Source organism: Enterococcus sp. AZ128, from assembly GCF_051714485.1.
GTDB lineage: Bacteria > Bacillota > Bacilli > Lactobacillales > Enterococcaceae > Enterococcus_A.
Map to the genome: position 1 here is coordinate 2,231,183 of NZ_JBIORZ010000001.1, position 13,743 is coordinate 2,244,925.

Below are 13,743 nucleotides of genomic sequence, written 5' to 3' on the forward strand. Positions count from 1 at the left end.
GTTTAACTTCCATCGAGGAAATTAAACAGGCTTTATTTTTATACAATCAGAAAATTGATATTTAAGGCGTCGATATCAATTCGCTGCTCCTGCGTAATATGAGAATCCGTAATCAAATAATCGCATTCATCAGGTGTCGCAAATTGTTTGAAGCTTCGCTGGTTAATTTTATTGGATTCACATAATACGATTTTTATTCGTCCAATATTGCTCAAGCTTTTCTTCATTTCTGCCGTTTCATAATTAGGTGTTGAATGACCATACTCTTTATCAAAAGAGGTTGTCCCCAGGATGACTTTATCCACGGAGAAGCCAGCCAAGCCGAGTGCCACAGAACTTCCAGATACATACGGATACCCGTTACGTATCGCGCCCCCGATAACTTGAACCTGATAGTTGGTTTTTTCACTCAGTAATAAAGCAATCTCCAAATCATAAGTCAAAATTGTCAAACGCTGCAATTGGCTATTAATCAGTTTTTCAGCAAAGGCTCTGCAAGACGTTCCTGTATCAATCGCCAAAATATCGTTTTCTTCAATCAACTTGACTGCTCTTTCAGCAATCCGATATTTTTCATTAGTAAACTCACGGCTCTTGGGAATAATCTCAACACTTCGTTGAAAATCACGCTTAATAACCCCGCCATGTGTGCGCGTCACTAAACCTTCGTTCTCAAGTTCCCGCAAATCATTTCGAATCGTTGAACCCGTGACTTTAAAAATATCTGCTAACTCAGCAACTTGCATTCGATTTTTCTCATTGACTAGATTCACGATGGATTGCTTTCTTTCCTCCGCGTACAATTGATCATCCATTTTTTATCACCTTTTTGTGTTTTGTTTCATTATAAAAGAAACTGAAAATGTAAGCAATTAAACTAAAATTATTCTTTGAAGACAATCACATTCTTTAAACCGATTGCTTTTTTGGCATTGTCCATCGCTTCGGTAAATTGATCAATCGAATAGCGTTTAGTAATCAGCTCTTTTAATGGAATTCTGCCGCTGGCAACTAATTGAGCCGATGTACGATATCCCATCAGACTGGCACGGGTACAACCAAAAACACGCAATTGTTTGTAGTGAAGAACATTGGTATTCAATTTGACTTCTTCTTTTTCCTTTGGTAACCCGCCAAAGAATAAGCAGCGTCCATTCATCGCCATATAACTGAAACTTGCTTCTTGCGCCTGTGGGGCTGGTGCAGCAATAATACATAGATCCACCCCTTGATTGTTTGTTTCAGTAAAAATTTTTTCCTTTAAATTTTTCGAAGTCAATGTAACCAAATCTGGAATCATTTCCTTAGCATCCGCCAAACGTGCTTCTGACAAGTCATTCATCATGATTTTGCCAGCACCTCTTGCTCGAGCCAACATCGCGTGCATGATTCCAATCGGTCCTGAGCCAATGATTAAAACATTGTCTCCAGGTTTATTTCCAGCAATTTCTTGTCCATTAAACACACAACTGAATGGTTCGATCAAAGCTGCCTCTTCATAAGACAATTCATCAGGAATCAATGAAATATTTCCTTGACGAACAGCTTTTTCGGGAATCACCAGATATTCTGCGAAGCCTCCTGGCAGATTGATACCAAAAGCTTCATAAGTTTCGCATAAATGGGTATTTCCGCTGACGCATTGATCACAGATCCCGCAGCCCATGTTTGGAGCAATCGCCACTCGCATTCCTTCTTTATAAAAATCAACCGCAGATCCGACTTTAACGATATCTCCAGAGATTTCATGTCCCAATGTCAAAGGCGTTTCTTCACTCGCAGTCGGATACCCATTCTTATACATCCGAACATCGGTCCCGCAGATTGATGCCGCCTTCACTTTTATCAATACTTCCTTTTCAGTTATCTCTGGTTTAACCAAATCGTTTAATTGAATCTTTTCTTTCCCTAATAATTGGATTGCTTTCATTTTATCCTTCCACCTCAACAATTCTATTTTCCAGTAATGAAGTCAAACCTGCATTGACCAACCGAACTGCCATCAAGCCATCATACCCTGTACATTGAGGCGTAGTATCATTCAAAATACAATCAATAAAAGCTTGATCCTCAGCTACATATGCTTCTCTAAATAAATACATCCAGCTGTGCATTGTCGGCTGAGTCAATTGATGGTCGCTGGTTGCTACTACGATATTGTGCTTTCCTTGATCTCCAACCAAAATACTGCCTTTGGTTCCGAGAATCTCAGTCCGTGCATCATAGCCGTATTGAACATACTGAGCGCCATCGATTAGTCCTAGTTTGCCATCTTCAAAACGCAAATTCATCGCCACTGTGTCATAGTAATCAGGAAACTCATTTCTTACTTCCGGCGAACGATAATTCCCACCGTTAGCATAGATACTATTCACTTCACTGCCGGTCAACCAACGCAGGGTATCAAAATCGTGGCTGTTTACTTCACCGATCGGTCCATTACTCTTATGAATATCAAACATCCAAGGCTTTGGTTCACTGGGACCATGCGTCAATGATTTCACCATTACAACATCACCGATCACTCCAGATTCCACCACTTTTTTTGCTTCTTGGAAACTTGCATCAAAACGCCGCATAAAGCCAACCTGCAGTTTTACTTGATTTTTTTCTGCCGCTTGAATCATTTCTAGACATTCCACTTCATCCATTGCTAACGGCTTCTCACAAAGAATATGCTTTTTAGCTGCTGCTGCTGCTAAGGCAATTTCTTTATGATAGACCGTTGGGGTAACGATCACAACGGCATCGATCTCAGGATTTTGCATAACATCATGATAATCTTCATAAATATAGCGGCAATTCACTTCCTTTTGAGCCAATTCTAAGCTCTCTTTTGAAGGATCACATAAAGCAATCAACTTTGCATTTTCAATTCGGCGAGCGAAATTTTTCCCATGGATCATTCCGGCTCTCCCTGTCCCTATTAAACATATTCTAATAAATTCTGTCATTCCGATCATTACTCCTTAGCTGCTTGTTTCTTCTGAGAGAATACTTTTACTGCTGTTACTAAAAATCCGCTGACCGCTGTTCCGATTGCTAATGCCAAAATATAAAGCAAGACATTTTCTACTGCGCCCGGAATCAAGAAAACGAAGAATCCGCCATGAGGAACCGCGATCCCGCACTTGAAGATCATTGACAAGGCGCCGGTAATCGCTGAACCAACGGTCACTGAGGCCAACACTCGAAGCGGATCTGCCGCCGCAAAAGGAATTGCACCTTCAGAGATGAAGGATAAGCCTAAGACCCAGGCTGATTTTCCCGCTTCACGTTCTTCTTTACTATACAAATTTTTCCCTAAAACAGTTGATGATAGAGCCATCGCTAACGGCGGTACCATTCCAGAAACCATTACTGCCGCCATCACCATGCTGGTTTCTCCAGCACCTAGGTTTGTTAATGAAGCGACCCCGAAGAAGTAAGCAGCTTTTCCGATTGGTCCTGCCAAGTCGATCGCCATCATGCCGCCTAAAAGCAAGCCAAGCAAGACTGAATTCATTCCAGACAGGCTATTCAGCCAATTTGTGATGCCCTCATTCAGCGCTGTAATCGGGATACCCACAATAAATTTCATTACAAGTCCAACAAATAGAACCGATACAACCGGAAGAATCAAAACAGGCAGTAGACCAGAAAAAGCTGACGGTAATTTAAGCACTTTCTTCAACCAATAAACGGTATACCCCGCTAAGAATCCACCCAATAGCGCACCTAAGAATCCTGCGTTCATCGATGAAGCGATCATTCCTGCGACCATCCCTGGAACAAGACCTGGACGATCAGCGATGGAGAAGGCAACGTACCCACCTAAAATCGGCCACATCAATCCCATCGCTATCCCACCTAGCTCATTGATCGCCGAAGCCAACTCACCTTTAGCATTGATTCCGCCGAAAGCAAAAGCTAATGCTATACAAATTCCACCCGCTACAACAAATGGAATCATATAAGAGACCCCTGTCATCAAGTGACTATAGATTCCGCTTTTTTCTACTTTTGCTTCTGACTTCACTTCTGCCGCAGTCGAGTAAATAGCCGCGTTCGGAGCACGATCGAACAGATCATCGGGATGATCAATCGCTTCTGTAACGTCTACTTCCAACAAGCGCTTGCCATTAAAACGATCCTTATTCACTGAAGTGCTCGCTGCGATAATAACTGCATCCGCATCAGCTATCTCTTGTTCTGTTAAAACATTTTCCGAACCAATGGATCCTTGTGTCTCTACTTTGATCTCAATATTGCGTTTTTTGGCTGCAATCTCTAAATTCTCAGCTGCCATATAAGTATGCGCGATTCCGGTCGAGCAAGAAGTAATTCCCACAATTTTCATTTTTTTCACCCTTCCTTATTCAAAAATCTGATAGATTTCTTCTACATCAGCGACAGTCATTAACTTTTGACGGACATCCTCGTGCATTAGTTTGCGAGACAGTTTGCTGAGAATTTTCAGATGTTCATCATTTGAGGTTTCTGGCACAGCAATCAGAAACATCAAATGAACTGGCTTACCGTCCATTGAGTCGTATTCAATCCCGGCTTGACTCCGACCAAATCCTAACGAAGGTTCGGTGACAGCAGCACTTTTCCCGTGTGGAATCGCCACGCCAAAACCAATTCCAGTCGTACTTTCTTCCTCTCGTTTCATTACCGCATCCAAGTAAACGCTATCATTTGTTACAGCACCTTTAAGCACAAAGGTGTTCGCAAGTTCTCTGATCGCAGCTTGTTTATCTGTTGCCTGTAAATCAAAATTAATAAATGCCGGTTTCAATACATCGCGAATTTCTGTCATTACTTTACTCCCTCTATATTTTTATACTCTTCTACGATTTTGATGCCAGAGCTTGTCCCTAAGCGTTCAGCACCTGCTTCAACCATCCTTAACGCTGTATCCAAGTCACGAATACCTCCAGCAGCTTTCACTTTTACTTCGGCTCCTACAATTTTTTTCATTAAGGCCACGTCTTCTAATGTCGCGCCGCCTGTACCAAATCCCGTCGACGTTTTGACAAAATCAGGTTTTACTTCCTTCGCGATCTCACAAACAGCAACTTTTTCTTTATCTGTTAAATAGCAATTTTCCAAAATGACTTTACTAATAATTCCGCCTTTTCGAGAAGCATTTACGATTGCTTTCATTTCTTCACGAATATATTCAAAGTCGCCCTCTTTTAATTTTCCAATATTGATCACATAGTCGATTTCATCCGCACCATTTTTGATTGCGTCTTCTACTTCAAATACTTTCGTTTCAATTGTTGTTTGCCCTAACGGAAACCCAATAGCCGCCCCCACATGAACAGCACTGTCTTTCAAAAAGTCCCGGCACATCGCTACTGGATAAGAATTAATTGCTACCATTTTAAACCCATAATCATTCGCTTCTTTACAAAGTTGTTCGAATCCTTCTTTAGTGGCATCGGCTTTTAACAATGTATGATCCACCATATTCGCTAATTTCTTTAACTCGATCATCTGCTTGCTCCTTTTTGTTTTTATTTACACCTTTATATTATCATTTGTTTTCGTTTTGTCAATATATAAAAACATAAAAGCGCAAACAAAAATATAAAAAAACACCAGTTTACTGACTAAACTGGTGTTTCCATTATCCATAATTTAAAAGCAGATGAAAATTATCTAGTTAATTCTCCTGGCCAAGCAGATGTCCCGCCTAAAACATTCACAACATGATAGCCTTGCTCATTTAGAAAAGCACATGCGTTTTCAGAGCGAGCTCCTGATTGACAGATAAAGTAATACTCATTATTCGAATCAAGTTCAGTCATACTACTGCCTAAACTGCTTAATGGCAAGTTCTTCGCATGAGGAACATGGCCCATCTGATATTCATAGGCTTCACGAACATCTATGATTTCTATTTCTTTTTGTTTGGCTAAATCATAAAAATCGTTCATCGTGATTGCATTACTCATAAATCAATTCCTCCGGTCTTACCGTTTTATATAGAGCAAAAGCGCCATCCAAATTCTTCACTTTGAATCCATTTTGCTTTAGTAGCCGTTCAGCAACGTAGCTTCGCAATCCGCTGTGACAGCTGACAATATAATTCTTCGTTGGATCTAACTCAGACACTCTATCCCGTAATTGATTCAACGGAATGTTGACAGCATCAGGGAAACGACCATTGGCTAATTCTTCGGGATTTCGAACATCGAGTAGTTGATTGCCCTTTAGCTGTTCCTCTTTTAGTTGATACCATTGAATCGACTCGCTGATTTCTTCTGCTAGATTAATCGCTGCATACCCCAACATGTTGACCGGATCTTTAGCGGAACCAAATGGGGGGGCGTAAGTAAATTCCAACTCTGGTAAATCAAAGATCGTTAATCCGCCTTTAATCGCTGTTGCTAAAATATCAATACGCTTATCTACGCCATTCGCGCCAATACCTTGAGCACCGTAAATTTTACCCGTCTTCGGATCAAATACTAATTTTAAGGTCAAATCAGTTGCACCTGGATAGTAGCCTGCATGATCCTTGCCCGAAACGTGAACCACTTGATGCTCTAATCCCAATTGTTTGACTACCCGTTCACTCAAGCCAGTCGATGCTGCGGCGAGATCAAATACGCGAACAATCGCTGTACCAATACTACCGCGATTAGTCCGTTTCAAACCAGCAATAATATCCGCCACTTGACGGCCTTGACGATTCGCCGGCGAAGCAAGTGCAATCAGTGCATCCTTGCCGCTAACTTGTTGCTTGACCACTATGGCATCGCCTACTGCGAAAATATCTGGTTCACTCGTTTGATAGCTTTCATCAACTAAGATTCCTCCGCTTAGTCCCGTTTTTATCCCAGCTTGCATTGCCAAAGAATTCTCTGGACGAACACCGATCGAAAGAATCGTCAAATCTGAATCAACATCTTCACCATTAGTTAGTTTGATTTTCTTTCCTTGTTCACTAAAGCTTTGTGCTGATTCCCCAGTAATGACCCGAATACCTTTACTAGTCAGTTCATTTTGTACAAAAGCAGCCATTTCTTCATCTAATGGCGGTAAAACATGCGGCGCTTTTTCAATGACTGTCACGTCTAATCCACGCGTCTTCAAATTTTCGGCCATCTCAAGACCAATAAATCCCGCGCCAATCACTGTTGCCTTCGCTGGTTCTTTCTCCAAAGCCTGCATGATCTGATCCAAATCAGGTACATTACGCAAACTATATAGGTTGACTGCTTCAGCTAATCCTTCCATTTCAGGAATCAGCGGCTTCGCGCCTGGTGATAAAATTAATTTATCGTAGCTTTCTTCAAAAGATCCATCTTCATTTCTGACAGATACAGTTTTCTTTTCTGGTGAAATACTCGTCACCTCATGAAAAGGACGAACATCCAAATTGAAGCGCGCCTTCAACGATGCTGGTGTTTGGACTAGAAGAGCATCTCGATCTGCGATTTCTCCAGAAACATAATAAGGCAAACCACAATTAGCAAAGGAAACAAACGGCCCTTTCTCTAAAACAATGATTTCTGCATCTTCCATTAGACGCCGCAAACGCGTAGCCGCTGACATTCCTCCGGCGACACCGCCAACAATAATAATTTTCATCCTATTTCCCTCCTCGTGTCGGACCTTGCCAACGATTCATACCACCTTGTACATTCGTAACTTCATAACCTTTTTGCTTCAAAATCTTTGCGGCCTGCTTACTTCGCACTCCAGATTGGCAAATGACATACACTTCTTTTTCTTTTCCTTTATACTGGTTGATCTTGTTCAAAGGATAGTTGCTTGCCTTAGCTATATGCCCTCTACGGTATTCCTCAGGCGTTCGAACATCTAGTAACGTAATTGATTGATCAAGTTTACTTCTTAGATCTTTTGTTGAAATGACAGACTTTTTTTGGAACAGATTAAACATCCTTTTCACTCCTTATTCTTCGCTAATACCTCATAGGGTATTTTTATCATAAAAAAATGTTTCCTGTCAACCATTCTGTTTGACCACTAAAATCGCTAAAAGCGATCCACTTGACGAAACATACCCTATCTAGGTATATTCAATATAAGATGATTTTATAAAGGACGTGTACATAAATGGAGATCGAAGAAAAAAAAATTATTAATCGTTTAAAACGAACCGAAGGACAAATTCGCGGAGTACAAAAAATGATTGACGAGGAAAAGGAATGTATAGATATCATTACTCAATTAAGTGCTGTACGCTCTAGCATTGATCGCGTGATGGGAATGATCGTAGCTGAAAATTTGAAAAATTGTTTCGAAAATCCAGATAAAAACCCAGATGACCAAGCACAGAAATTGGAACAGGCTATAAATATGATTATAAAGAAATAAGGTATAATAATGAAAGTTGTTTTTCACATTGATGAATTAGAAAAATGGTTGGAAACTACTAATAATATTAAAAATTTGTTGAAAGAGCCCGGAAAAATCGTTATTATTGTTTTAATTAACGGAAATGCGATTAAAGGGTACCTTGATCCTAAAAATCAACCGTTCATCGCTACTGATGGAGTCACTTTCCACGCCTGCAATAATGCGATGAGAGCAAATAAAATCACAAAAGAACAGTTGCCAAAGGGTGTTGTCGTTGTTCCCTCGGGTGTCTTAGATTTGATTGAATTACAATCAGAGGGTTACGCGTACATTAAACCGTAAGTAATATCTACTTAGGAAACTGTTTTAAACATGAAAACTGCTCAGGAAAGGGAGTAGGATTTTGAACACGATTGAAAATATCAACAAAAAGATGCATGTCACAGGTAGTTTAATTAATTTGAAAACAATTCAAGAGAATTTTGAAAAAATTAATTCTAAAGACATTCGCTCTGAAGAAGAAAAACAAGAGATCATGGAATTTATAAACACGATCGAATCAGAGATCCTCTCTATTCAAGAAAAAGTGGACTTTATTCGTCAAATGTAATTGAAATTTTGCAATGAACCAAAAATAAACTACCCTACGATGATTTATCTGAATCATCGTAGGGTAGTTTTTCTAGTTCTTTTGTTTTCGCTGAATCGCTTTTCGCAGACCGACACGGTAGACTTTCGGTATCGCAAAGAAAAAATTTTGCGTAAACTGATACTGTTGATATTTTTCAATGATAAAACGGATTAGCTCTGCATTATCATATTTCTTTTGATGAAACATCTCGAAACTACGGATTTTTCGTTCTGCCTTAGTTGTCTCTTTCAATACGAGCAAGAAAGATAATAAATCATCAAAATAACGAAACTTTGCCTCTTCATAGGTTTCAGTACCATAGCGTTCTAACTGAATAAAATCAGTCAGCCTGCGCCCCCAAAACTTTCTTTCCAGATAAATCGGCGCTTGAATATCTTGTTGAAAGTCTTCAAAATACGCTTCAAATACTTTCTTATCCGCCAAAAAATTCTTTTCCTTCCGATCAAAGGCTTCCCGATCGACTTGATTAATCTCCGTAACAACACTTAGATAATCACCGATAAAAAGCGGCATCTCCGCAACTCGAAATTCCCCCACCCGCTCCGCTAATTTTTGATTCAAGGAAAGCGGACGACGCAAGGTGTTGTTACGATAGTAAGCAAAGACGTAACGCTGCCACAGGTCTTCTGGGAAAGAGACATTTTTTTCTGTCAGCCACAGTAATTCATCTAAAGCTAGATCTACATGAGCAACGCCTTTTTTGATTTCTTCCGCTACTTGCTGAGAGATGCCTAAATGATCTTTGAAATGCTGAATACCTAAGCGAATTTCCTGTTTTTTAAGCTTTGATTCGATTACAAACTGATATTTTAACGGACGACCACAGGCACATTTCAATTGACTGTGGACACCGCGCTCGTATTCATCATCGATATTTAACGTGACGAATTCCCAATCTGACGTCTGTAAATAGTGCTTTTGTACAAATAGTGAACGAACCTCATATTTTCTTTGCTGATTAACTAGTGCTTGCTGCTTTGGACTCAATTTTTCAAATAGTACTTTGCGCTCTGCACTTGAATAAGTCACATGACATTCTGTCGGATAGTCACTCAGTCCGTAACTTCGCGGATACCAGTGTTCATAAATCTCTAAATAATTATCCATGGATGAACTCTTTCACTGCTTATTTCTTTGGATCAAATTTATCTTCGATCTCTTTAATGATTTTTTTTGCTTCATCTTTAAAAGAAGGATGTGGTTCTTATTCCTCTACCGCGTTCGAACCAGAACGAGCTACTTCTTTCGGTTCACCCGAATTACTGCCAGCTAACGCTTCAGGTTTATTTTCTGTCTCACTCGAATTTGTCCCTGCTAAAGCAACATCTTCTTCCGTTTTCGGTGCCATAGAACCGCGCAAACGTCGTTCTTTTTCATTAGTATAGTTAGTCATTGTACTTCACTCCTCGTAAATAATTCCGCTAATTTTTTTAATTCTTAAATTTTGATACGCATTCGTAAATCCTGCTAAATAAAAAACGAGAAACTTGATGCTTTTTTTGTATTTTACCCGATAGTTTGAAAGTTTGCCAAAGTTAACCTGCTTGAACGAAGAATCGATACGCACACCATGATAATGTCGCAAACCAGCTAAGCGCACAAAGGGCAAAAATTATCATTACATAACTGGGCGGATCATAACGCAGTCGAATCGTATTTCTTCCCGCTTTTTGCTTGATTGTCGGTACACCAATATTCGAAAGTGAAGATGGCTTAATTTCCCGATCACCTTCGATTAGTTTTGTATTTTGGTAGACGATCACAGGCAGTTGAACATTCTCCACCTTCGCCGCTTGCCAAGTCATCTCTAATTGATTATTTTTGACAGTCCTCGAAAATTTTCTTTGTTGTCCAAGAATTTGTTTTTCGTAGCTAACATATTTGTTTTTTGTATCATCATGATAAATCGGCAAATAATCCGGACTAGATTTTTCGACCAACCGCAAGGCCTGTTGCATATCTGTATCATAAAAGCTCTGTCTAGCGTCCTTTTCAGAACCTCGGATAAATGTGTGCTTACTAACTAAAGATTCTTGCCCCCAGCTGTCCAAATCATGAGAAAGCATCTGCAAATTCTGAGCAATACTGATAAAACTAAACAGGGCGAAAACAACTGGAAGAAATCTCTTGTCTGCTAGATCATTGATCATTGAAGCAAAAAAGAATAGGAACAAGATCGTGAATGGTGCAAAAAAACGAAATGGAAATTGAATTAGCGTCACCAATGGCACCTTATGTGCGACGAACCAATACCAAGGAATAAGGCTCGTTGAAAGCAATAAAAAGATGCCACTAAAAATCAAAAGCTGTTTAGTAAATCGCTGAACGTTACACCAATATACCAGACAAAGCAAAAAGCCCACGATCAGCAGTAAACGTAAAATTCTAGGATGCTCCAGCCAGTAAGCTCCTCCTAAATCAATCGCCTTCTCACTCATTTGCGGATTGGTAAAGGGCATTTTCAATTGATCCCCTGTGTTGATCAAGAGTAAGCTGACCCAGACATTGATCGACAAACACCCATAGATTCCTATTGCTTTTATCAGTTCAATGCAAGCAGTCCTCCAGCGGTTTCTTGCATATGAGATAAAAAATGGAAAATAAATTAATCCAAGCATCACCGCTGTCAACATGTGTATCTGCGTCATCACAGCCATGCTTACCGCAATTTTGACAACTGGAAAATGATGATTTTTCAGGTCCACCAATGGAATCAAACACAACGGTAAGAGGCACGTCCCCCAGCTGGTAAAACCTTGATTCAATACCCAATAGTTAATACTGTAGGTAGTCATAAAAATAATCGCCGCAAACAACGCTGTATGCTCTTTGATCTTGCTATAAGTCAATAATTTGAACATCGAGCAGCCTGCAAGTAAAAAGACGAGGAAATTCGACAACACTTGGTAACGAAACCAACTGCCAGCAAGCAAAACTAATCCACCCTGTAGATAGGAGAAGATTGGTCCATAAACGGCATTAACGATTCGTCCAGATTGTTGAAAACCGAAGATCGAAATGAAATAGCTGAAATTTCCAGTTTTGATTTGCTCCGCGGTCTCATAAAAACGATTGTAATGAAATAGAGCATCAGCGCCTAAGATCATCTTCTGCGTCCATAGCTGCGGAACGACAAAAAGTCCGGCAATCACAAGTATAATCAGATAGTAGCGATAACGTTTCATAATAGTCCCCCTCACTCATACGAATGAACTGATTTTTCGCCATATATCAGTCTGCCATAGCTTGCTTAAAATTTTCAAATGAAAACCATTCGACAAAACTGATATCCGTATCGATTATTACAAACTTTACTCTATCCTATTTAAAAAAATAAGCGAAACAAAACGCCTATTTCAAAAAAAGAAATAGACGTTACTTTACTTTTCTATCGATAACCAAACGATCACTGTCCCGACAATCGAAATTACCGTGCCAATCAAAAGCATCGCTGAAACTGACAAGAAGCTCAGCATCTGTCCTCCGACAAACGCACCTATGATTCCGCCAACCGTATTCGCAGTCGCCATCAAGGTCTGACCTTTGACTAGATCCTTTTGCGGAATAATCTGATTTGTATAATAAACAGATGCCATCGTATGCATCGCAAAACCGATCATCTGCAAGCTCTGTGCGACATTGATCAAAAAAATACTTCCTGAAAAAAGGATAAGCACTGCTTTGACTGAGAAAAAGAACGCTGCTACCCGCATCAGCGAATGGATTTTGAAGCGTCGCAACACCCAAGTAAAGAGAAACATCGTCGGCAGTTCACTCAATGCCGCAACTGATAAAGAACTCCCGGCATTTGCGGCCGTGCCACCTAGAGGCTGCATGATTTGAAACATATAGCTGTTGATAATCGTGTGATAGACAAACAATAAAGATACGCCAAACAGTAAAAACATAAAGCGTTTATATTTTTTTGTGAAGGCAATTAAGCCGATCGGTTCCTCCAATGAACCCTCTCGATGATAGTCTATAATCAAAGATTTCGAATATTTTCCACCTTGTTTTCGTGTATCGATAAGCAATGCCATCACTGCGAAGAACAAGAAAATACCTATCAATAAATATAAAATAATTGTCGGCGAAAAACGTTCGATCAATACTCCGGTCACCGCTGCCGCTGCTGCGAAGGCCAATGATCCCAATCCACGTGCTACACCAAAATTTAAGCCATATCCACGACTAATAAAAAAGGTCCCGATAGCGATCGTCATCGGCTGTAAGAGCACCAAACATGCATAAAGTAAAACGTAAATAAATGCCACGATCAAAAATACTTTCGGCAATGCCAACAAAACTCCTGAAAACAGTGCTAACAAAACAGCCATTCCAGCGGCCAATTGAGACAAGCGAACCCGTATCATCCGATCCGCAAATGACGCTAAAAACGGTTGAACTACTGCGGCAAGTAAGTTCGCCAATGATAAGACCAACCCGATTTGACCATTTGTAAAATCTCGAGACAGCAAAAATACAGAAGTAAAGGTTCCTAACACCGAAAATCCCATCCAATATGGAATCTGCATGCTGATATACTGTAGATTCAATTTGATATGATTTGTCTTCATAGTCTCTCCTCAAAAAATCGTCGTTCACTCATTATACCTGATTAATTTCTTGAAATCAGAAGATTTATGAAAATTGATGGCCGCTACCTCATTTTATAAATGAAGAATTTTCGTATGCCTATCATCACGTTAAACCGCTTCAACAATAATCGTCTTCACTCTTTATTTTGTTCGGTCAACATGATACTGCAAAAA

15 protein-coding genes and 1 pseudogene are annotated in these 13,743 nt (G+C 39.9%); 3 read left to right on the top strand and 13 right to left on the bottom strand.

Annotated features, from left to right (window positions below):
• Positions 1-38: 38 nt before the first annotated feature.
• The 9 genes from IGI38_RS10985 to IGI38_RS11025 form a co-directional block, all read right to left on the bottom strand.
• Positions 39-815, bottom strand: coding sequence for a DeoR/GlpR family DNA-binding transcription regulator (locus tag IGI38_RS10985; RefSeq protein WP_438729828.1), 777 nt, complete (start codon positions 813-815; stop codon positions 39-41).
• A 68-nt stretch (positions 816-883) separates the two neighbouring features.
• The gene (locus IGI38_RS10990) at positions 884-1,930 is read right to left on the bottom strand and encodes an alcohol dehydrogenase catalytic domain-containing protein (protein ID WP_438729831.1); all 1,047 of its coding nucleotides are present in this window, start codon (positions 1,928-1,930) and stop codon (positions 884-886) included.
• A 1-nt stretch (position 1,931) separates the two neighbouring features.
• On the bottom strand, positions 1,932-2,954 hold the full coding sequence (locus IGI38_RS10995) for a Gfo/Idh/MocA family oxidoreductase (protein ID WP_438729834.1): 1,023 nt from the start codon (positions 2,952-2,954) through the stop codon (positions 1,932-1,934).
• A gap of 8 nt (positions 2,955-2,962) precedes the next feature.
• Complete coding sequence (locus tag IGI38_RS11000) at positions 2,963-4,339, bottom strand: PTS fructose transporter subunit IIC (protein ID WP_438729837.1); 1,377 nt, start codon at positions 4,337-4,339, stop codon at positions 2,963-2,965.
• 15 nt (positions 4,340-4,354) lie between these two features.
• The gene (locus IGI38_RS11005) at positions 4,355-4,801 is read right to left on the bottom strand and encodes a PTS sugar transporter subunit IIA (RefSeq protein ID WP_438729840.1); all 447 of its coding nucleotides are present in this window, start codon (positions 4,799-4,801) and stop codon (positions 4,355-4,357) included.
• Complete coding sequence (deoC, locus tag IGI38_RS11010; RefSeq protein ID WP_438729843.1) at positions 4,801-5,484, bottom strand: deoxyribose-phosphate aldolase; 684 nt, start codon at positions 5,482-5,484, stop codon at positions 4,801-4,803. The genes IGI38_RS11005 and deoC overlap by 1 nt, the downstream gene beginning before the upstream one ends.
• Before the next feature lie 161 nt (positions 5,485-5,645).
• A complete protein-coding gene (locus tag IGI38_RS11015; protein WP_438729846.1) occupies positions 5,646-5,945 on the bottom strand; it encodes a rhodanese-like domain-containing protein in 300 nt (99 codons plus the stop codon).
• Complete coding sequence (locus IGI38_RS11020) at positions 5,938-7,587, bottom strand: FAD-dependent oxidoreductase (RefSeq protein ID WP_438729849.1); 1,650 nt, start codon at positions 7,585-7,587, stop codon at positions 5,938-5,940. Before IGI38_RS11020 ends, IGI38_RS11015 begins: the two co-directional genes overlap by 8 nt.
• Position 7,588: 1 nt before the next feature.
• Positions 7,589-7,900, bottom strand: a complete 312-nt coding sequence (locus IGI38_RS11025; RefSeq protein ID WP_438729852.1) for a rhodanese-like domain-containing protein — start codon at positions 7,898-7,900, stop codon at positions 7,589-7,591.
• Positions 7,901-8,076: 176 nt separating this feature from the next.
• Here IGI38_RS11025 and IGI38_RS11030 point away from each other — a divergent pair, with 176 nt between their 5' ends.
• The 3 genes from IGI38_RS11030 (at position 8,077) to IGI38_RS11040 (ending at position 8,929) form a co-directional block, all read left to right on the top strand.
• Positions 8,077-8,337 (top strand): metal-sensitive transcriptional regulator, encoded by a 261-nt coding sequence (locus tag IGI38_RS11030; RefSeq protein WP_438729855.1) that lies wholly within the window; start codon positions 8,077-8,079, stop codon positions 8,335-8,337.
• Positions 8,338-8,346: 9 nt separating this feature from the next.
• A complete protein-coding gene (locus IGI38_RS11035; protein WP_438729858.1) occupies positions 8,347-8,661 on the top strand; it encodes a DsrE family protein in 315 nt (104 codons plus the stop codon).
• A gap of 61 nt (positions 8,662-8,722) precedes the next feature.
• Complete coding sequence (locus IGI38_RS11040; protein WP_438729861.1) at positions 8,723-8,929, top strand: hypothetical protein; 207 nt, start codon at positions 8,723-8,725, stop codon at positions 8,927-8,929.
• Between the two features lie 72 nt (positions 8,930-9,001).
• On the opposite strand, the gene IGI38_RS11045 is transcribed toward IGI38_RS11040, so the two are convergent.
• From IGI38_RS11045 to IGI38_RS11060, 4 genes and pseudogenes are all read right to left on the bottom strand, one after another.
• Positions 9,002-10,078 carry a hypothetical protein gene (locus IGI38_RS11045; RefSeq protein WP_438729864.1) on the bottom strand — a complete coding sequence of 359 codons (1,077 nt, stop codon included), beginning with the start codon at positions 10,076-10,078 and terminating at the stop codon, positions 9,002-9,004.
• Between the two features lie 100 nt (positions 10,079-10,178).
• Positions 10,179-10,364, bottom strand: a pseudogene (locus IGI38_RS11050) (rRNA processing protein); the annotation flags it as partial.
• Positions 10,365-10,506: 142 nt separating this feature from the next.
• Positions 10,507-12,156 carry a hypothetical protein gene (locus IGI38_RS11055; RefSeq protein WP_438729866.1) on the bottom strand — a complete coding sequence of 550 codons (1,650 nt, stop codon included), beginning with the start codon at positions 12,154-12,156 and terminating at the stop codon, positions 10,507-10,509.
• Between the two features lie 195 nt (positions 12,157-12,351).
• The gene (locus IGI38_RS11060; RefSeq protein ID WP_438729869.1) at positions 12,352-13,548 is read right to left on the bottom strand and encodes an MFS transporter; all 1,197 of its coding nucleotides are present in this window, start codon (positions 13,546-13,548) and stop codon (positions 12,352-12,354) included.
• Between the last annotated feature and the right edge of the window lie 195 nt (positions 13,549-13,743).